General features: G+C 74.1%; 20 protein-coding genes. 12 read left to right on the forward strand and 8 right to left on the reverse strand.

All coding sequences use genetic code 11. The annotated features are described in order from the left end of the window. From infB to ACFE60_RS06795, 3 genes are all read left to right on the forward strand, one after another. A partial coding sequence (gene infB / locus ACFE60_RS06785; protein ID WP_375388089.1) for a translation initiation factor IF-2 occupies positions 1-1,253 on the forward strand: 1,253 nt, incomplete at its 5' end. Between the two features lie 119 nt (positions 1,254-1,372). Further along, on the forward strand, positions 1,373-1,807 hold the full coding sequence (rbfA, locus tag ACFE60_RS06790) for a 30S ribosome-binding factor RbfA (RefSeq protein WP_375388090.1): 435 nt from the start codon (positions 1,373-1,375) through the stop codon (positions 1,805-1,807). Beyond that, positions 1,804-2,199, forward strand: coding sequence for a DUF6804 family protein (locus ACFE60_RS06795; protein WP_375388091.1), 396 nt, complete (start codon positions 1,804-1,806; stop codon positions 2,197-2,199). Before rbfA ends, ACFE60_RS06795 begins: the two co-directional genes overlap by 4 nt. Before the next feature lie 51 nt (positions 2,200-2,250). Here ACFE60_RS06795 and ACFE60_RS06800 read toward each other — a convergent pair whose 3' ends face one another. Both ACFE60_RS06800 and ACFE60_RS06805 read right to left on the reverse strand, forming a co-directional pair. Continuing rightward, positions 2,251-3,123 carry an A/G-specific adenine glycosylase gene (locus ACFE60_RS06800; RefSeq protein WP_375388092.1) on the reverse strand — a complete coding sequence of 291 codons (873 nt, stop codon included), beginning with the start codon at positions 3,121-3,123 and terminating at the stop codon, positions 2,251-2,253. Beyond that, a complete protein-coding gene (locus tag ACFE60_RS06805) occupies positions 3,120-3,608 on the reverse strand; it encodes a GNAT family N-acetyltransferase (RefSeq protein WP_375388093.1) in 489 nt (162 codons plus the stop codon). The genes ACFE60_RS06800 and ACFE60_RS06805 overlap by 4 nt, the downstream gene beginning before the upstream one ends. Between ACFE60_RS06805 and ACFE60_RS06810 the strand changes: the two genes are divergently transcribed. After that, complete coding sequence (locus ACFE60_RS06810; RefSeq protein WP_375388094.1) at positions 3,607-4,194, forward strand: hypothetical protein; 588 nt, start codon at positions 3,607-3,609, stop codon at positions 4,192-4,194. The two genes, ACFE60_RS06805 and ACFE60_RS06810, sit on opposite strands and share 2 nt — an antisense overlap. A 48-nt stretch (positions 4,195-4,242) precedes the next feature. On the opposite strand, the gene ACFE60_RS06815 is transcribed toward ACFE60_RS06810, so the two are convergent. Continuing rightward, the gene (locus ACFE60_RS06815; protein WP_375388095.1) at positions 4,243-5,238 is read right to left on the reverse strand and encodes a ketopantoate reductase family protein; all 996 of its coding nucleotides are present in this window, start codon (positions 5,236-5,238) and stop codon (positions 4,243-4,245) included. Positions 5,239-5,268: 30 nt separating this feature from the next. On the opposite strand from ACFE60_RS06815, the gene truB reads away from it, so the two are divergent. From truB to ACFE60_RS06835, 4 genes are read left to right on the forward strand one after another with little or no spacing between them, the layout of a single operon-like run. Continuing rightward, positions 5,269-6,138 (forward strand): tRNA pseudouridine(55) synthase TruB, encoded by an 870-nt coding sequence (gene truB, locus ACFE60_RS06820; RefSeq protein WP_375388096.1) that lies wholly within the window; start codon positions 5,269-5,271, stop codon positions 6,136-6,138. Then, the gene (locus tag ACFE60_RS06825) at positions 6,135-6,503 is read left to right on the forward strand and encodes a hypothetical protein (RefSeq protein ID WP_375388097.1); all 369 of its coding nucleotides are present in this window, start codon (positions 6,135-6,137) and stop codon (positions 6,501-6,503) included. Before truB ends, ACFE60_RS06825 begins: the two co-directional genes overlap by 4 nt. A 46-nt stretch (positions 6,504-6,549) precedes the next feature. Further along, complete coding sequence (locus ACFE60_RS06830) at positions 6,550-6,975, forward strand: hypothetical protein (RefSeq protein WP_375388098.1); 426 nt, start codon at positions 6,550-6,552, stop codon at positions 6,973-6,975. Between the two features lie 2 nt (positions 6,976-6,977). Next, positions 6,978-7,913 carry a bifunctional riboflavin kinase/FAD synthetase gene (locus ACFE60_RS06835; RefSeq protein WP_375388099.1) on the forward strand — a complete coding sequence of 312 codons (936 nt, stop codon included), beginning with the start codon at positions 6,978-6,980 and terminating at the stop codon, positions 7,911-7,913. Positions 7,914-7,915: 2 nt separating this feature from the next. On the opposite strand, the gene deoC is transcribed toward ACFE60_RS06835, so the two are convergent. After that, on the reverse strand, positions 7,916-8,641 hold the full coding sequence (deoC, locus tag ACFE60_RS06840; protein ID WP_375388100.1) for a deoxyribose-phosphate aldolase: 726 nt from the start codon (positions 8,639-8,641) through the stop codon (positions 7,916-7,918). 59 nt (positions 8,642-8,700) lie between these two features. On the opposite strand from deoC, the gene ACFE60_RS06845 reads away from it, so the two are divergent. Together ACFE60_RS06845 and ACFE60_RS06850 are read left to right on the forward strand one after the other, a co-directional pair. Beyond that, entirely contained in the window at positions 8,701-9,243 is a 543-nt protein-coding gene (locus ACFE60_RS06845; RefSeq protein WP_375388101.1) for a GDSL-type esterase/lipase family protein, read from the forward strand. Between the two features lie 165 nt (positions 9,244-9,408). Beyond that, the gene (locus ACFE60_RS06850) at positions 9,409-10,995 is read left to right on the forward strand and encodes a stealth family protein (protein ID WP_375388102.1); all 1,587 of its coding nucleotides are present in this window, start codon (positions 9,409-9,411) and stop codon (positions 10,993-10,995) included. A 222-nt stretch (positions 10,996-11,217) separates the two neighbouring features. Here ACFE60_RS06850 and ACFE60_RS06855 read toward each other — a convergent pair whose 3' ends face one another. The 3 genes from ACFE60_RS06855 to ACFE60_RS06865 form a co-directional block, all read right to left on the reverse strand. Continuing rightward, entirely contained in the window at positions 11,218-12,213 is a 996-nt protein-coding gene (locus ACFE60_RS06855; protein ID WP_375388103.1) for a phosphodiesterase, read from the reverse strand. Positions 12,214-12,453: 240 nt separating this feature from the next. Beyond that, positions 12,454-13,323, reverse strand: coding sequence for a carbohydrate kinase family protein (locus ACFE60_RS06860; RefSeq protein ID WP_375388104.1), 870 nt, complete (start codon positions 13,321-13,323; stop codon positions 12,454-12,456). Continuing rightward, on the reverse strand, positions 13,320-14,243 hold the full coding sequence (locus tag ACFE60_RS06865; protein ID WP_375388105.1) for a pseudouridine-5'-phosphate glycosidase: 924 nt from the start codon (positions 14,241-14,243) through the stop codon (positions 13,320-13,322). The genes ACFE60_RS06860 and ACFE60_RS06865 overlap by 4 nt, the downstream gene beginning before the upstream one ends. Before the next feature lie 89 nt (positions 14,244-14,332). Here ACFE60_RS06865 and ACFE60_RS06870 point away from each other — a divergent pair, with 89 nt between their 5' ends. After that, the gene (locus ACFE60_RS06870) at positions 14,333-15,790 is read left to right on the forward strand and encodes an FAD-dependent oxidoreductase (RefSeq protein WP_375388106.1); all 1,458 of its coding nucleotides are present in this window, start codon (positions 14,333-14,335) and stop codon (positions 15,788-15,790) included. A gap of 175 nt (positions 15,791-15,965) precedes the next feature. After that, on the forward strand, positions 15,966-18,065 hold the full coding sequence (locus ACFE60_RS06875; RefSeq protein ID WP_375388107.1) for a DEAD/DEAH box helicase: 2,100 nt from the start codon (positions 15,966-15,968) through the stop codon (positions 18,063-18,065). Between the two features lie 142 nt (positions 18,066-18,207). On the opposite strand, the gene ACFE60_RS06880 is transcribed toward ACFE60_RS06875, so the two are convergent. After that, positions 18,208-19,212, reverse strand: coding sequence for a nucleotidyltransferase domain-containing protein (locus ACFE60_RS06880; protein ID WP_375388108.1), 1,005 nt, complete (start codon positions 19,210-19,212; stop codon positions 18,208-18,210). Positions 19,213-19,335 lie beyond the last annotated feature (123 nt).

Raw genomic sequence — 19,335 nt, forward strand, 5'->3', positions numbered from 1 at the left:
TGCCGCAGACGGTGGAGGCGCTGAACCACGCCCAGGCGGCCGGCGTGCCGATCGTCGTCGCGGTGAACAAGGTCGACAAGCCCGATGCGAACCCCGCCAAGATCCGGCAGCAGCTGACCGAGTTCGGCCTGGTCGCCGAGGAGTACGGCGGCGACACGCTGTTCGTCGACGTCTCCGCCCGCAACGGCACCGGCATCGACGAGCTGATGGAGGCGGTCCTGCTGACCGCCGACGCCGGGCTCGACCTGCGCTCGAACCCGAACCGCGACGCCCGCGGCGTCGCGATCGAGGCGCGGCTCGACAAGGGCCGCGGCGCCGTCGCGACCGTCCTCATCCAGTCGGGGACGCTGCGCGTCGGCGACTCGATCGTGGCGGGCACGGCCTACGGCCGCGTCCGGGCGATGACTGATGAGAACGGCCTGGCGATCGCCGAGGCCTACCCGGCACGCGCCGTCCAGGTCCAGGGCCTCTCCTCCGTCCCGCGCGCCGGCGACACCTTCCTCGTCACCGAGGAGGACCGCACGGCGCGGCAGGTCGCGGAGAAGCGGGAGGCCGCCGAGCGGAACGCGCAGCTGGCGAAGGCCCGCAAGCGCATCTCGCTCGAGGACTTCATGGGGCAGATCGAGGCCGGCAAGGTCGACTCGCTGAACCTGATCATCAAGGGCGACGTGTCCGGTGCCGTGGAGGCGCTGGAGGAGTCGCTGCTGAAGATCGAGGTCGACGACTCGGTGCAGCTGCGCATCATCCACCGCGGCGTCGGCGCCGTGACGGAGTCCGACGTCAACCTGGCGACGGTCGACGACGCGATCATCATCGGGTTCAACGTGCGCCCCGACCCGAAGGCCCGCGAGCGCGCGGCGCGCGAGGGCATCGACGTGCGCTTCTACTCGGTGATCTACGCCGCGCTGGAGGACGTCGAGCAGTCCCTCAAGGGCATGCTCAAGCCGGAGTACGAGGAGGTCCAGTCGGGTCTCGCGGAGATCCGCGAGATCTTCCGCTCCTCGAAGGTCGGCAACATCGCGGGTGTCATCGTCCGCAGCGGCACGATCACGCGCAACGCGCGTGCCCGCGTCATCCGCAACGGCGTCGTGGTGGGGGACAACCTCCAGATCGACTCGCTGCGCCGCTTCAAGGACGACGTCACCGAGGTCCGGACGGACTACGAGTGCGGCATCGGCCTGGGTCGCTTCAACGACATCCAGATCGGTGACGAGATCGAGACGACGGAGACCAAGGAGAAGGTCCGCGCCTAGTCGCGGATCCGGATTCCGTTCGCGGATCCGGATGGTCTGATCGACACGCCGCCGCGGGACCTCCCGAGGCGGCGTGTCGCGTCGGATCTCCGGAACCGCGATGACCGCAGGAGGAGCACATGGCTGACCACGGCAGGGCCGCGAAGCTCGGCGACAGCATCAAGGAGATCATCGCCAAGCGGCTCGAGAAGGGCCTCCGGGACCCGCGCCTCGGGTTCGTGACGATCACGGACGTCCGCATGACGGGCGACCTGCAGCACGCGAGCGTGTTCTTCACCGTGTACGGCACGGAGCAGGAGCGCGAGGACTCGTACCTCGCGCTGAAGGCGGCCACCGGGCTGCTGCGCACGGAGGTGGGCCGCAACATCCACGCCCGGCTGACGCCGACGCTCGAGTTCATCCCGGACGCGATCCCGGAGAACGCCGCGCACGTCGCCGACCTGCTGGCGCAGGCGCGCGAGCAGGACAGCGCGACCCGCGCCCTCGCGGCCGGCGCGCAGTACGCCGGCGACGCCGACCCGTACGTCAAGCCGCGCGAGGTCGACGAGGCGTGAGCGGGAACCGGGCGGAGCGCCGGGCGGCCGCGCGAGGCGAGGCGCCCGCGCTGCCGGACCGGTACGGCAGCCGCAAGCAGCGGCGCGCGCTCGGTCCCGCCGTCGTCGGCGTGCTGGTGCTGCTCGGCGGGCTGCTGCTCGTCGGGCAGGACGGCTACCTGTTCATCCGCTTCGGCGTCAGCATCCTCGCCCTGATCACGGCCGTGTTCGTGTGGCAGGCGCGCCAGTGGGCGTGGCTGCCGGTGCCGGTCGTCGTCGCGGTGCTCTGGAACCCGGTGATTCCGTTCTCCTTCGACGGGCAGCCCTTCCGCCTCGGGCACGTCGTCGCCGCGGCGGCCCTGCTGATCACCGGCGTGTTCGCTCGATACACGCCGCCCTCCCGCACGGTCTGATCGCATCTCGAAGGCGATCCGGTCGACCGGATCGCCTTCACAACGCAGGGCTCAGGCAGGGAGGGTCAGGCCGTCCGGCGTGCGGGAGGCGAGGCCGTCGCGCAGCAGCCCGGCGACGACCCGCTCCCGCACCTCGGTATTCGGCAGCACCTGCGCCAGCTCCGCCGCCGTCACCGGCACGTCGCTCGCCCGCAGCTCGGCCATCACCCGGCCGCGCAGCTGCCGGTCGGAGCCCTCGAACCGCGCCTGCCTGCGCGCCGGCGGTCCGTCCGAGGTCGGGCAGCCCGCCGCGCGCCAGGCGCACACGGCCTCGAGCGGGCACTCGTCGCACCGCGGTGAGCGCGAGGTGCAGACGATCGCGCCGATCTCCATCATCGCGGCGTTGAACGCCCGCTGCTCGCCGAGGTCCTCGGGCAGCAGCGCCGCCATCGCCGGCAGGTCCCGCCGCGCGTTCGGCGGCCCAGGCCGGCCGACGCCCTGCACGGCCCGTGCGACGACCCGCCGCACGTTCGTGTCCACCACGGGATGCCGCCGCCCGTGCGCGAACACGGCGATCGCCCGCGCGGTGTAGTCGCCGATCCCGGGCAGCGCGAGCAGCGCCTCCACCGACTCCGGCACGACGTTCCCGTGCCGCTCGGCGATCGCGGTGGCGCAGGCGTGCAGCGCGAGCGCCCGGCGCGGGTAGCCGAGACGGCCCCAGGCGCGCAGCACCTCCGCAGCCGGTGCGGCCGCGAGGTCGGCCGGGGTCGGCCACCGCTCGACCCACGCCTCCAGGATCGGCACGACCCGCGCGACCTGGGTCTGCTGCAGCATGAACTCGGACACCAGGGTGCCCCAGGCGGTGAACCCGGGGCGGCGCCACGGAAGGTCCCGCGCGTGGTCGCGGAACCAGGCCGTGACGAGCGGGGCATCCGCCGGTGTCATGCGAGCCGCTTCTCGAAGAGCACCCGGTCGAAGCCCTGCTCGGTCCGGCGGCCCGTCTCGACGAAGTCGCGACGTGGGTAGTAGGCCAGCGCCTCCCGCATGGCCGCGTTCGTGTGCAGCCGGAGCGCGCCCTTCCCCGCCTCCCGCGCGAGCGCCTCCGCGCGGTCGAGCAGGGCGGAGCCGACCCCCCGGCCCTGCTCGGCGGGGCCGACGGCCAGCAGGTCGACGAGCACGTGGTCCGGGTGGGGCCAGACGACCAGCACGCCGACGATCCGGTCGTCCAGGGTCGCGACGGAGGCGCCGAGCGCGGAGATCACGGTCGGCCAGTCCGTCGCGAGCGGGGCCGGGCGGATCCCGGTGCGGGCGACGAACGGCGCGAAGGCCGCGGCGACCAGCGCCTCGATCGCCGGCACGTCCGCGTTCCGCGCCGTGCGCACCCGCGTCCCGACCACCCGCCGAGCGTAGGCGGCTAGCGTCGTGGCCATGGCCCGATGGCAGCCCGCCCGCGCCGACGTGCTCGGCGAGTACGCCCGCGAGATCCTCGAGGTGCACCCGCGGGGGCGGATCGTCGTCGGCCTCGACGGCATCGAGGACCCGGCCGGCTCCGCGCCGTCCGGGCGGGAGGCGTTCGCGACCGACCTCGCCGCCGCGGTGGAGGCGGAGGGGGTCGCGGCGCTCGCGATCCCGATGGGTCGGTTCGCCGCGGAGCCGCGGGCGAAGGACCCGCAGCGGTTCTTCGACGAACGGACCTTCCGGTCGGAGGTGCTGGACCCCTACCGGAAGGGCGCCCTGGCCGGCGCGTCGGCCGAGCGGGCGGTCCTCGTGGTCTCCGGCCCGTTGCTGCACTTCGGCGCCCTGGCCGGGGTGTGGCACACGAGCGCCTGGCTGCAGCTGTCGCGCGCGGAGGAGGTGGAACGCGACGCCGCGCGCGTCCCCGGCTTCGACGAGGCCGCGTGGTCCGCGCTCGTCGACCTGGCGTTCCGCCGTCTCGACGCGCGCAGGCTCGCGAACGCGACGTTCGACATCGACGACCCCGAGCACCCGCGGAGGCGGTTCGAGGACGCCTGCTGATCCGTTCCTCTTTCGTTCTGCAGGTCTGGTGGACCTCCAGAACGAAGCTCAGGACCGGAGGCGACGGGCGGCGTCGTCGGGGGAGAGGAACCGGCCCGTCGCCGCGACCTCCCGCACCACCTCGACGATGCGGCGGTTCACGGGCGTCGGCACGCCCATGCGGGCGCCGGTGGCGACGACCGCGCCGGAGAGGTGGTCGATCTCCGTCGGCCGGCCCCGGCGGATGCTCTGCAGCGTGCTGCCCGGGTTCGGCACGTCGCCCATCCGAGCGAGGACGCCGCGCCGCAGCGCGACGGCCGCGAACGGCAGCGGCAGGCGGTCCAGCGTCCGCACGAGCGCGGGCGGCAGCGCGGGCAGCCCGGCGAGCCGTACCCCGTCCGCGTGCGCGACCCGGATCGTCTCCCGCATCGCCGCGGCGATCGCCGCCGTCAGCGGACCGGAGGCGATCGCCTCCTGCAGGCTCAGCCCGGTCACCGCGGGGGCCGCGTTCAGCTGGTTGACGACGAGCTTCGACCACTGCAGGCCGGCCAGGTCGTCCGCGATCCGCACCTCGACGACCGCGCCGAGCACGTCGCCCGCCGCCCGCACCTGCACGGCGGAGGCGGTGCCCGGCGCGAGCACCGTCACGCCGGCCGCGGTCACGGTGACGGTGCCGGGGCGCAGGTAGGAGGCGGCGATCATCGACGCTGCACCGATCGTCGGGGTCGACGGCAGCGTCGCCGCCAGGGACTGCGGGCCGGCGACGCCGTTCTGCACGATCACCAGCGGCACCCCGTCGAGCGCCGAGGCGTTCTGCGCCGCCGCCGCGGGGGCGTCCTGCGCCTTCACCGCGAGGATCGCGAGGTCGGGCGCCTCCGGCAGCGCCTCCGCCGCCGTGAATCGGGCCGACGCGGAGCCGTACGCCCCTTCGAGTCGCAGGCCGTCCGCCCGGATCGCGGCGAGCTGCTCGCCCCGCGCCGTCGCGACCACGTCGTGCCCCGCGCGATCGAGCAGCACCGCGAGCATGCCGCCGAGGGCGCCCGCCCCGATGATCCCGATCCGCACGGCCCGATCGTAGGGAGCCGGGATGGGACCATGGACGACGTGACCGCCGGCCTGCTGCTGCTCGACAAGCCGCTCGGCCCCACCTCCCACGACCTCGTGCAGCGCACCCGCCGCATCGCCGGCACCCGCCGCGTCGGGCACGCAGGCACCCTCGACCCGGCCGCGACGGGCCTGATGATCCTGGGCATCGACGGCGCGACGCGGCTGCTCACCTACCTGGTCGGCCTCGACAAGACCTATACGGCGACGATCCGGCTCGGCACCGCGACCACGACCGACGACGCCGACGGGGCGCCCGTCGGCGAGCCGGGCGCGGTCGACGACGCCGTGCGCGCGCGGATCCCGGAGGCGGTCGCCGCGCTCACCGGCGCGATCGATCAGGTGCCGTCCTCCGTCAGCGCGGTGCACGTCGCCGGCCGCCGCGCGCACGAGCTGGTGCGGGCGGGGGAGGCGGTCGACCTGCCGGCCCGCCGGGTGACGATCGGGCGCTTCGAGGTGCTGCAGGTCCGGAACGACGAGCTCGACGTCGTCGTCGACTGCTCCTCCGGCACCTACGTCCGCGCGCTGGCCCGGGACCTCGGCGCGGCGCTCGGCGTCGGCGGGCACCTCACCGCGCTGCGCCGCACTCGGGTCGGCCCGTTCGACGTCGCGGACGCGGTGCCGCTGGAGGCGCCGCTCGCGCTGCTGACGCCCGCAGCGGCCATGGGCGCGCTGTTCCCGACGCTGCGGCTCGACGACGAGGGAGCGCTCGCGCTGCGGCAGGGCAAGCGCCTGCCGACCGACCTGCCCGACGCCCCGGTCGTCGCGGCGACGGATGCGGGAGGCGACCTCGTCGGGCTCGTCGAGGTCTCCGCAGGCCGCACGCGGGTGCTGATGAACCTGCGGACGGCCGACGCGTGATCGCCGGGTTCACCGCCGTCGCGGCGGCCGTGGCGGCGATCGCGGCGCTGCTCGCCGTCGGGCTCGGGCTGGCCGGCAGGAAGCCGTCCGACCTCGTGCTCGCCGGACCGGCCCTGCTGGAGGTGCTGCTGGTCGCCCAGGCGGTCATCGGCATCGTCGCGCCGTTCGCGGGCAACCCGCCGACCGGGAACCCGGTCGAGTGGTGGGCGTACCTCGTCGCGGCGCTGATCATCCCGCCCGCCGCGATCTTCTGGGCCCTGACCGAGCGCACCCGCTGGGCCGTGGTCGTCGTCGGCGTCGCCTGCTTCGCGGTCGGCGTGATGTTCGTGCGGATGCAGATCATCTGGACCGTCCAGGGCGCCTGACCGCGCGCACGAGCGGTCCGCGCCGCAGTGGGAGGATCGTCGCGAGATGACCGACACGACCGCCGCTCGGCCCAGGACGTCCGGGCCCGGCCGCACCCTGATCGTCTTCTACTTCATCATGACGATCGCGGCGCTGTTCCGCTCCGTCTACCAGCTGATCACCGCGTTCGGCACGGCGCCGCTCGCGATCGTGCTCTCCTTCGTCGCCGGGGTGATCTACCTGGTCGCCACGGTCGGCCTGATCCGGACCGGGCGCACCGCCTACCGCGTCGCGTTCGCCGCGATCACGTTCGAGCTGGTCGGCGTCGTCGTCGTCGGCGCGCTGTCGCTGCTGCTGCCCGACGTGTTCCCGTTCATGTACACGGTGTGGTGGGGCTTCGGCCTCGGCTACCTCCTGATCCCGCTCGCGCTGCCGATCCTGGGCCTGCTGTTCCTTCGCAGCCAGCGGGCCGTGTTCGCACGGAGGCCCTGACCGTGCGGATCTTCGCGGGCATCGACGCGGTGCCGGAGGGATTCGGCCCGTCCGCGGTCACGATCGGCAAGTTCGACGGCCTCCACGCCGGGCACCGGGTCGTCGTCGACGACCTGCTGGTGCTCGCCGGCGGCGACCTCGAGCCGGTCGTCGTGACCTTCGACCGCAACCCCCTCGAGCTGCTGCGGCCCGACCGGTGCCCGCCGCCGCTCGTCGGCCTCGACCAGAAGCTCGAGCTGCTCGAGTCCGTCGGCGTCGCCACGACGGTCGTGCTCGCCTTCGACGAGGCGCTCGCGTCGATCGAGGCGGAGGCGTTCGTCGAGCGCGTGCTGCTCGGGCCGCTCGACATGCGGCGCCTGCTGGTCGGCGACGACTTCCGGTTCGGGCGCCACGGCCGCGGCGACGTCGCGCTGCTGACCCGCATGGGCGCCGAGCGCGGCTTCACCGTGCAGGTGCAGCAGCAGGTCGCGATCCACTCGCGCCGCGTCTCCTCCACCTGGATCCGCGAACTGCTCGGCGCGGGCGCGATCGAGGAGGCGACGGACCTGCTCGGCAGGCCGCCCGCGGTGCGCGGCGAGGTCGTGCACGGCGCGCACCGCGGCCGCGAGCTCGGCTACCCGACGGCGAACCTCGCGCAGCAGTCCGACGGCATGATCCCGGCGGACGGCGTGTACGCGGGCCGGCTCGTCGACCGGTCCCTGGATCCGCCCGTGTCCTACCCCGCGGCGATCTCCGTCGGCAGCAACCCGACGTTCGAGGGCGTGCCGCCGAAGCAGGTCGAGGCGTACGTGCTCGACGAGACGCTCGACCTGTACGGCCACGTCGTCGACGTCGAGTTCCTGCACCGGATCCGCGGGCAGGTCGCCTACGAGGGCGTCGGCCCGCTGATCGCGCAGATGGCCGTCGACGTGTCGCACGTCCGCGACCTCGTCGGCTGACGTCAGTAGGAGGAGGCGTCCGTCGCGCCGGATGCGGCGCCCGTCGCGACGAGGCGCTGCACGTCGGTCAGGATCGTGTCGGTCGCGCTGGTGCCGAACCGGTCGACGCCGATCGCCCGCATCTCGAGCAGGGTGTCGAGGCTCCGGACGCCGCCGGAGGCCTTCAGGCGCACCGCGGGGGAGACCGCCTCCCGCATCAGCCGCAGGTGGTGGAGGGTCGCGCCCCCGCCGGCGAAACCGGTGGAGGTCTTCACGAACGAGGCCCCGGCGGCCTCCGCCGCCTTCGAGCCCGCGACGACCTCGTCGTCGGACAGGTACGCGGTCTCGAGGATCACCTTCACCACGTGCCCTCCGGCGATCCCGACCACCGCGGCGATGTCGTCGGTCACGGCGGCGAGGTCGCCGCTGCGCAGCCGGCCGACGTGCAGGACCATGTCCAGCTCGCTCGCGCCGTCGTCGATCGCCCGGCGGCCCTCCGCGGTCTTCGCCGCCGTCGAGGTCGTGCCGTGGGGGAAGCCGATCACGGTGCCGGTCAGCACCGGGGTATCCGTCAGGTGCGCGACCGAGCGGGCCACGTCCGACGGGCGCACGCACACGCTGAAGATGCTCCACCGGGCGGCGAGGTCGAGGTCGGCGGCGACCTGCGCGTCCGTCAGCTCCGGCTTCAGGATCGCGTGGTCGATCAGCGCGGCGATGGACTCGACCGACACGTCGTTCTGGTTCTGCACGGCGGGAGAGCCTACGCGCGCACCTTCTGTCCCCCAGGCCCGCCCCCTACCCTGGCCCGGTGAGCGAGACCCACGCAGTCCACCCCGGCCCCGCCTCCTCGGGACCGCTCCTCCTGCTCGGCGACAGCCTCACGGAGGCCGGCCCGTGGGAGTCGGCGTTCCCCGAGCGGGAGGTCGTCAACGCGGGCGTGCCGGGTGACACCACCGAGGACGTCGCCGCGCGGCTGGACGACGTGGTCGCCTCGGCGCCCTCGACCGTCGTGCTGATGGCCGGGACGAACGAGTCCCGCCGCGCGACCGTGGAGCAGGTCGTCCGCGGCATCGAGGACATCCTGTTCCGGCTGCACCACGAGCTGCCGGACACCCGCCTCGTCGTCTGCTCGGTGCTGCCCCGCGAGCGGGAGCGCGCCGACTGGATCCGCGACGTCAACATCCACGTGCGCCAGTTCGCGCCGACCCTGAAGGCCGACTTCCTCGACCTGTGGCCGACCTTCGCGGAGGACGACGGCGAGCTGCGCGGCGAGTTCACGACCGACCGCCTGCACCTGAACGACCACGGGTACGACGCCTGGGCCGGCCTGCTGCGTCCCCTCGTCGCCTGACGATCCGCCCCATCACCCCGGGGACCGGCTGGGCGTTCCCGGAACGCGGGACCGGTACGATCGTCAGCGGAGGCGGGCCATGCCGGCGCGCCGCGACGACGCCGCCGATCAGCGGCTGGAGGACCGTCAGCGAAGCTCCACGACCTCATGAGGGGGGACCACGTCATGCCCGTGCGCTCGAAGCTCCGTCCCCTGCAGAGTCCGGCGTCGCGGATCCGCTCCCGTGTCGACGTCGTGGAGGCGGGCGGCGTGCTCGCCCTGTCCGGGCGGCACGAGACGCCGGCCGAGGCGCGCATCGACGACCTGGTCTTCCTGGCGGAGGCGCTCGAGGCCGCGGACATCGAGTACCTGCTCGTCCGCGACGACGCCCACGTGCCGATCCTGGTCGTGGACGAGACCGAGCGCCTCGCGGTCACCCGGGCGCTCGGCACCGCGTGCGCCGACGAGCCGTTCCTCTCGGTCGCGCTGAAGCGCGACCTCTCGCCGCGCGGCGAGACCGTGCTCGTCGCGGACGGCGACGTCGCGCCCGAGCGCACCGACCGCCTCCTGTCCCTGTACCGGCCCCGCATCGACGCGGCGGGCACGCTGCATGCCGGGCCGCAGAACGGCGTGCGCTTCGAGTTCTGGGTGCGGCAGGGCGCGGAGGTGCGCGTGCCCGCGCCGAACGCGCTGACCCGCAGGCGCTTCGTCACCGAGGACATGCACCCCGACACGACCGAGCGCTACGGCCGCACCTGGCCGACGATCCGCGACATGTTCACGGACCTGGCGTCCGACGTGACCTTCCCGATCGACATGGTGTTCTCGTGGGTCGACGGCACGGACAAGGAGTGGCAGCGCGCCCGCGCCCGCCGCATGTCGTCGTACGTCGTCGGCGAGGGCGACGACTCGGAGGCGCGGTACCGCCAGATCGACGAGCTGCGGTACGCGCTCCGCTCGGTGCACACCTACCTGCCGTGGGTGCGCACCATCTACATCGCGACCGACTCGAAGGCGCCCGCGTGGCTCGCGGACCACCCGCGGGTGCGCGTCGTGCGCAGCGAGGAGTTCTTCCTCGACACGTCGGTGCTGCCGACCCACAACTCCCAGGCCGTCGAGGCGCAGCTGCACCACATCCCCGGCCTGTCGGACCACTTCATCTACTCGAACGACGACATGTTCATCGGCCGCCCCCTGCGGCCGGAGGTGTTCTTCTCGCCCGGCGGGATCAGCCGGTTCATCGAGGCGGACACCCGCATCGGCCTCGGCGACAACGACCCGGCGCGCAGCGGGTTCGAGAACTCCGCGCGGGTGAACCGCGCGCTGCTGCGCGAGCGCTTCGGCCGCGTCATCACCCGCCACCTCGAGCATGCGGCGACGCCGCTCACCCGCACCGTGATCGAGGAGATGGAGCAGGTCTTCTCGGCCGAGTTCGCCGCGACCGCCGCGAGCCCGTTCCGCGCGAAGGACAACATCTCCGTCACCAACAGCCTGTACCACTACTACGGCCTGCTCACCGGCCGCGCGGTGCAGAACACGGGCTCGAACGTGCTGTACGTCGACACGACCACGCACAAGGGGCTCGCGCTGCTGAAGCGGCTCGGGCGGCGGCGCGACTTCGACTTCTTCTGCCTGAACGACGGCAGCTTCCCGGAGGTGCCGCCGGACGTGCGCGCGAAGAAGGTCACGGCGTTCCTGGAGCACTACTTCCCGCTGCCGGCGCCGTGGGAGCGCGTCGAGGACGCCGAGATCGAGCCGGCCCAGGCCGGCTGACCCGCGCCGCTCCTCGCGCTCGCGTGAGCGCTTGAGCAGGAATCCCGGAGTCCATCAGCAGGAAGAACTCCCGACAGCAGGAATTGCGGGCCCGATTCTTCCTGCCGAAGCGGATTCTTCCTGCCGTCGTGCTCGGGCGTTCCTGCCGACGCGCGCCGGTCCTCCTGCTGACGTGCTCCGGAGGCGCGAGCGGTGCGCGGACCGCTCGATGAGAGGCTGCCGCTACGGGCGGATGATGGAGATCGGGCGCGTCATGATCTCGAGCTCCTCGTCGACGCGGTCGAAGCGCCGCGACGGGAGGCGCGGGTTCACGGCGTCGGGGACGGTGACGCCGTGGGCGGCGAGCACCTCGGCGCTCTCCTCCGCGGACGTCTGCGACATCGCGATGCCCGCGGCGACCGGGACGACGGAGTGCAGCACCATCGAGTCGTACACGTGCACGAGGTTGTACGACTGGTTCCCGTCCTGCGGGCGGGTCCCGCGGGCCTGGCCCGTCAGGTCCTGCGTGTAGCAGGTGGCGGAGGCGACCGACACGGGGATGCCCGCGAACGTGCCGCTGGTGGAGAAGTGGACGTGGCCGGCGAGGATCGAGCGCACGTCGCTGCCCTCGAGCACCTCGCGCAGGGAGGCCTGGTCGCGCAGCTCCACCATCACGGCCAGGTCCTGGATGCAGGGCAGCGGCGGGTGGTGCAGGGCGAGGATCGTGCCGTGCGGCGCGGGGGAGGCGAGCTCCTCCGCCAGCCAGTCCAGCTGCGCGCCGGTCAGCTCGCCGTGGTGGTGGCCGGGGACGGAGGTGTCCATCGTGATGACCCGGAGGCCGTTCACGTCGTAGACGCGGTCGACGGGGCGGCGGTTGCCGGTCTGGCCGAACAGCTCGCGGCGGAAGGTCGCACGGTCGTCGTGGTTGCCCATGCACCAGATCACCTGGGCGCCGAGGCGCTCCGCGGCCGGCTCGACGATCGAGCGCAGCAGGCGGTACGCCTCCGCGTCGCCGTGGTCGGCGAGGTCGCCCGTGAAGACGATGGCCTCGGGGCGGGTGCCGGAGGCCTCGAGGTCCGCGAAGATCCGCTGCAGGCTGCGCTCCGGCGCGATCGCGTCGTAGAGCCGGCCGCCGGGGATCAGGAGGTGCGTGTCGCTCAGGTGCAGCAGGAAGTGGTCTGGACGCGCGTGCTCCGACGTCCGGGTGGTATCGGACCCTTCAGCGCCTCGGCTGGACAATGCGGTACTCGCTTTCTCGCGTGGCGCCACAAGTTACTCGCGGGGGGCGACGTGGCGCGTCCCCCCGAATGGATGACGCCTGAACAGGCATCGTCGTCCGGGTGAACGGTCCTGCGGGGAACCGGTCGGGCGGGTCGGCGATCCGGTCCCCGTTCGCGGATCCGGACCGGCCTCTCGACACGCCGCGCCCGGAGCACCGGTAGCGGCGTGTCGGCTCATCCATCCGGATCCGCGAGAGGTTCAGGGGCGGGCGCCGACCCGAGCCACGGCGCGCGCGGCCAGGGCGGCGGCCGCCGCGCCCGCCTCCGCGTCGCTCGCGCCCTGCAGCAGCGCGCCGAGCAGCCCTGCCGCGTAGGCGTCCCCGGCGCCGGTGACGTCGACGACCTCCGTCGTCACGATCGGCACGCGGAGCACCCGGTCGCCGCGCGCCAGCAGGGACCCGTCGCCGCCGAGCGTCACGACGACCAGGCCGTGGGAGGCGGCCAGCGCGCGCGCCGCCGCCTGCGGGTCGTCGAGGCCGGTGAGCAGCCGCGCCTCGTCGAGCCCGGCGAGCAGCAGGTCGGCGCCCGCGGTGATCCGGCGGAACCGGCCGGGACCGAGATCCTGCAGCCACGCCGCCGATCCGGGGGCGACGGAGGTGGACAGCCCGGCCAGCCGCGCCCGGGCGAGCAGCGCCCGCCACCCCTCGTCGCGGTCCGGCCCGCCGAGCACGTGCCCGGTGAGGTGCAGCAGCGCGTGGTCCGCGAGCAGCCCGTCGTCGACGTCGTCCGGCGCGGTCTCCGCGTTCGCGCCGCGGTCGGTGAGCATCGCGCGCGACCCGCCCTGCGACAGCACCACGATCGTGCCGGTCGCCCGGTCGACGCCGCGCAGGTGCGGCACGACCCCGTGCCGCTCGAGCAGCGCCTCGTGGCGCGGCACGTCCTCCCGGCCGACCGTGGCGACCAGCGTCGCGCTCGCGCCGGACGCGCCGAGCCAGCAGGCGGTGTTCGCGGCCGACCCTCCGGCGGTGCGCTCGATCGCGCTGGGGGTGTCCGTGTCCGGCGCGATCGGACCAGCGGGCCGCACGATCACGTCGTCGATGACGTCGCCGATCGCGAGGATCCCGGTCATCGCGCCGCGTACGCCGTGGCGATCTCTCCGGCGACCCTGACGTTGTTCCGCGCCAGCGCCAGGTTGACCTCGAGCGAGACGCCGTCCGATGCCGTCACGATGAAGGAGAGCAGGAACGGGGTGACCGCCTTGCCCCTGACCTTGGCGGCTGCCGCCGCGCGCAGCGCCTCGGCGAGCACGCGGTCGTGCTCCACGGGGTCCCACTGCAGGTCCAGCGGCACCGGGTTCGCGACGACGAGGCCCGGTCGGGGGCGGCCGTCCTGGGGCGCCGCGTCCTGCGCGCGGAGGATCGCCGCGACCTCCTCCGGCGACTCCACCCGCCAGTCGAGGTCGAACGCGGAGGCGGCGAGCCAGAAGCTGGGGAACGCGGTCGTCCGGTAGCCGACGACCGGCACGGACAGGGTCTCGAGGCGCTCGAGCGTCGCGCCGATGTCGAGCACGCTCTTCACGCCGGCGGTGACGACGGCGACCGGGTGCTGGGCGAGCGCGGTGAGATCAGCGGACTCGTCGAAGGTCGTGGCGGCGCCGCGGTGGACCCCGCCGAGGCCGCCGGTCGCGAACACGCGGACGCCCGCGAGCGCGGCGAGACGGGTCGTCGCGGCGACCGTCGTCGCAGCGCTCGCGCCGCGCGCGGCGAGGACGGCGAGATCGCGGATGCTCGCCTTCGCCATGTCCTCGTTGGCGATCCGTTCGACGCCGCGGGCGTCGAGGCCGACGCGCGGCACGCCGTCCAGCACCGCGATCGTCGCGGGCACGACGCCGGCGTCCCGCAGCTGCGCCTCGAAGCCCCTGGCGGCCTCGAGGTTCCGCGGGCGGGGGAGGCCGTGGCTGATGATCGTCGACTCGAGGGCGACGACCGGCGTCCCGGCCGCCAGGGCATCGGCGACCTCGTCGGACAGGAGGAACGGCTGATCCGGCATCCCGCGAGCCTAGGAGGGTCGAGCGCGGGCCGCCGCGCCCTCCCGGTCCGGTCATCGGAAGCGCAGGCGCTCCCGCTACCGTCGGGCGCATGCCCTCCGACGTGGTCGACGACGTGGTGGTGGGCGCGGGGATCGTCGGGCTGACCACCGCGCTGCTGCTCGCCCGCGGAGGCAGGCGCGTCGTCCTGGTGACCGCCGAGCCGATCGGCGGCGGGTCGTCCGGCCGCTCCGCCGGCGTCGTCAGCCAGCTGCACGGCACGAACTACCGACGCCTCGCCGGCGAGACCGCCCGCAGGAACGCCGCCGCCTACCGCGCGATGAACGCCGACGGCTTCGACCTGATCTCGGACCTGCTCGCGGCGACCGGCACGGCGCACGAGCGCCGCGACGCCTACCTCGTCGCCACCCGCCCCGACGGCGCGCGCCGGGTGGACGACGAGCACCTCGCCGCGCACCGGGCCGGGCTGCGGCTGGAGAAGTCGCAGCGCGCGCCGCTGCCGTTCCCGCACCACGGCGCGCTGCGCCTCCCGGACCAGATCCTGGTCGATCCGCACCACCTGCTCGCCGCGATCGCGGTCGCGGCGCGGGAGGCGGGCGTCGAGATCCGCGAGCGGGAGCGCGTCGTCGACATCCGCGTGCGCCCGCGCGGCATCAGCGTCGTGGAGACGGGCTCCGCGGAGCACGCGGCGCGGGAGGTGGTGCTCGCGACGGGCACGCCGATCCTCGATCGCGGGCTCTACGCGTTCAAGACGGCCGCGTTCCGCATGGTCGCGGTCACCGGGCCGTCGCCGGAGGCCGACCTGCCGCTCGTCACCGCCGTCGGGCAGCACGGCAGCACCACGATCGCGTCCGGCGTCGACGGCCGCCTCGTCGCGTTCGGCCAGGCGCACCCGGTCGGCACCGGCGGGTCGGAGACGCGGCGGGCCGACGTGCTCGAGAGCGACGTGCGGCGCATGCTGCCCGGCTTCGCGCGGACGGACGCGTGGAGCGGGCAGGACTACCGGCCGTCCAACCCGATCGCCTTCGTGGGCGCGCTGCCGCGAGGCGGCGGCGTCGTGTCGTTCGCGACCGGGTTCGACGGCTGGGGGCTGACGAACGGCGCGGCTGCCGCGATCCGGATCAGCCGTGACCTGCTCGGGCTGTCGCGCCCGGCGTGGGCGACCACGATCGGCAGGCGGGCGACCCGGCCGAGGAGCCAGGGCGTGGGGCTCGCCGCCGACCTGCGGGCCGCCTCCGCGCGGGTCGCGGGGTTCCGCCGCCTCCTGCCGGCGGACGTCGGCCTGCTGCGCGAGGGGCAGGGGGTCGTGCACCGCACGGACGACGGCCCGGTCGCGACGAGCCGCGTCGGCGACGTCGTGCGCAGCGTCAGCGCCTCCTGCACCCGCGCGGGCGGGGTGGTCGTCTGGAACGACCTCGAGTCGAGCTGGGACTGCCCGGTGTGCGGCAGCCGCTTCGACGTCGACGGCAGCGTGCTCGAGGGCGGCGCCCGCGGCCCGCTGCGCCGGGCGGCGGCGCCCGGCGCGCCGACGGGGCCCGGAGGAGCCTGACCCGCATCCGCGGTACACTGTCCGGGCTGCAGGCCGCGGCCCACCGACGACGATCGTCCGGCGAGCGTCCGCCCCGGCAGCACCCGTTCCACATCGTTCCGCGCTCGCGGCATCGCCACCAGGCGCTGTCGCGGCACAGTTCCGCGCGGACGTGGCATCTTTCTGGAGACCCAACTTGGTTCGATCCACGGCGACCCCGACCCGGTCGCGCTCGCCCCGCAAGGGCGCCTTCGACAACACCGGCCTGATCCCCGTGCTCGCGCGGGCGGTGCGGGAGGTGGAGACGGCGGCCTCGCGCGGGCCCGTCGGCCCCTCCGGCCGCACGAAGTTCCAGGTCATCGCGCTGCTGGTCCGCGAGGAGCGGGCCCGGGCGAAGACCGACCAGGACCTGGGCGAGGAGGCCCGCGCCGAGACGCTCAAGCGCCTCGACGGGGTCGCCACGATCCTCGCGAAGACGGCGGCCCGCGACACCTCCCTGATCGCGCTGCTCGAGCCGGGCCACGCGCAGTCGGAGAGCGCCAGGACGCTGCGCCGCCGGATGCTGCAGGAGGCCGGCTACGAGGTGCCGGAGGAGGAGTCCGCGCCCGTGCAGACGGTCGCCGACCCGTTCGCCGAGCGGCAGGTCACCCCGGTCTCGGTGCGGGCGCGCCAGCTGGCCAACCCGTTCCTGCCGCCGGACTTCGACCTCGGCCGCAGCCCGCACCTGACCAGGCGGCTCGCGAACTGGGAGCTGCTCGGACCGCTGTTCAAGGCGTTCGAGCAGGGCGGCTCGGTCACGAGCATGGAGCTGCCGGAGGCGCCGGCGAACCAGCGCTGGGCCCCGCCCGGCTCCGAGCTGATGCACCACCAGGCGGCCTTCATCGAGGCGGTCGGCCGCGGGCACCGCACGTTCCTGCTCGCCGACGAGCCCGGACTCGGCAAGACCGCGCAGAGCCTGATCGCCGCGTCCGTCGCCGACGCGTTCCCGCTGCTCGCGGTCGTGCCGAACGTCGTGAAGATGAACTGGGCGCGCGAGGTCCAGAAGTGGATCCCGAACCGCACCTCCACGGTCATCCACGGCGACGGCGCCGACCTGGACGCCTTCGCGGACGTCGTGATCGTGAACTACGAGGTGCTCGACCGGCACTCCGGGTGGCTGAAGACGCTCGGGTTCAAGGGCATGGTCGTCGACGAGGCGCACTTCATCAAGAACCACTCCTCGCAGCGGTCGAAGCTGGTGCTGTCGCTCGCCGCCGCGCTGCGCGACCGGCGCAGCGACCCCCTCCTGCTCGCCCTGACCGGCACCCCGGTCATCAACAGCACCGAGGACTTCAAGGCGATCTGGCAGTTCCTCGGCTGGATCGACGACACGAAGCCGCGGCCGGAGCTGATGGCGCGCCTCGAGGAGACCGGGCTGTCGCCCGCGGAGCCCGGCTTCCTGTCCGAGGCCCGGCAGGCCGTCATCGACATGGGCGTCGTGCGGCGCCGCAAGGTCGACGTCGCCGCCGACCTGCCCGCGAAGCGGGTCGTCGACCTGCCCGTCGAGCTCGACGACGAGGCGGGCCGGTCGATCCAGAAGGCGGAGCGCGAGCTGCAGCAGCGGCTCGTGCAGCGCTACCGGTCGCTCGCGGCCGGCCGCAAGCCGGAGACCGACGAGCAGCGGATGCAGCTGGTGCGGCTGGTCGCGCAGCAGGAGCTCGAGGAGTCCCGCGGCGCCACCACCGGCGAGAACATCTTCACGATGATCCGCAAGATCGGCTCCGCGAAGGCGGCGCTCGCGGCGGACTACGCCACGCAGCTCGCGCGCTCCACCGGCAAGGTCGTGCTCTTCGCGAAGCACATCGACGTGATGGACCAGGCGGAGGCGCTGTTCGCCCGCCGCGACATCCGCTCCGTCTCGATCCGCGGCGACCAGACCGCCGCGGCGCGGGAGCGGGCGGTGGACTCGTTCCTCAACGACCGGAAGACGAAGGCGATCGTCTGCTCGCTGTCCGCGGCCGGCGTCGGCATCAACCTGCAGGTCGCGTCCAACGTGGTGCTCGCGGAGCTGTCCTGGACCGCCGCCGAGCAGCAGCAGGCGATCGACCGCACCCATCGGATCGGCCAGTCCGAGCCGGTCACGGCGTGGCGCATCATCGCCGCGCACACCATCGACGCGCGCATCGCCGAGCTGGTCGACTCGAAGGCGTCGCTCGCCGCCCGGGCGCTCGACGGCGACGACACCGAGGTGACGGGGGAGACCTCCATCCAGCTCGACGCCCTGGTGTCCCTCCTGAAGGACGCCCTGAAGCTGTAGCCGCCGCCGGAGCACGTCGGCAGGAAGAACCGAGCACGTCGGCAGGAAGAATCCTCTTCGGCAGGAAGAACTCGGCCGGTTCTTCCTGCCGAAGCGGATTCTTCCTGCTCATGTGCTCGCGGACCGGGCGGGAGCGGGACGGTCAGCGCTCGAGCAGCCGCCGGAGGAGCGCCACGTCGGCGACCTGCCGCTCCGGCAGCGGGTAGCCGGTGTGCATCACCAGCTGCGCGGCCGCGGTGGCGCAGCGCACCGGACGGCCGCCGATCGAGCCGGTCGCCTCCAGCGTGCCCGCGGGAAGGTCCACGGAGGAGGCCGACACCGGCAGCACGCGGTCGTCGAGGATCCGCACCGTGTGCACGTCCACCTCCCGCCCGTCCGCGTCCGCCGCGATGAACGCGGAGGGCACCAGCCGGCCGTGGACGGACGTCCACCGGTTCTCGGACCACACCGAGCGGACGGCGAAGCCGAGCGGCGCCATCGCGGCGATCGCCGCTTCCACGCGGTCGGCGTCGACGAGGAGGTCCAGGTCGTGATGCGCCCGGGTCGTCCGCCCGGCGAGCGCGTCGACGCCCCAGCCGCCGACGACCCAGGCACGCACGTCCGCTGCGGCGAGCGCCCCGAGCACGCCGTGCACCGCGGCCGCGTCGAACTCCGTCGCCGAGGGCGCGGCTCCGACCTCGGCGACCGCGAGGACCACCGCCGTGCCCGGGCGCCCGGCCGGGTCGAGCTCGACCAGCACCGCCGTGGACGCCTCGAGCAGGTCGCCGCGCGCGGGTCGAGGCCCGGCCACCACGGTCCGGTGCGGGCGGTACCCGTCGCCCGCGTGCGCCGGCTCGACCAGCGCGAAGCCGTCGACCCCGGCGAGGGAGGCCAGGAGCCGGCGGTGCAGCGAGACCACCGCGGGCGCCTCGACCAGGTCGACCCGCACGGAGCCGTCCGACCCGAACCACGCCTCCTCGCCGACGACCATCTCGAGACGAGGGGCCGCACCGACCGCGCGGCGCAGCAGCTCCGCTGCGACGTCCTCCCCGCCCTGCGGCAGGCGCAGGTTCCCCACCAGCGTCACGTGCGGCACCCACGCGGCCCGCTGGACCACGTCGCCCACGCGGAGGGGCACGAGCGGCAGCGCGATCCCGAGCGTCGGCATCGACCCTCCTCCTACGACTCCGTGCCGACGGTACGCGGTCGCGCCGCCGCCCCGTACGAGCCGTCGCAGCTCCTGGCGCCCCCGGTGAGATCCGGAAGTCCAGCCCTTGACACGCGGGAGGCA

The organism is uncultured Amnibacterium sp., assembly GCF_964245895.1.
Classification (GTDB): Bacteria; Actinomycetota; Actinomycetes; order Actinomycetales; family Microbacteriaceae; genus Amnibacterium.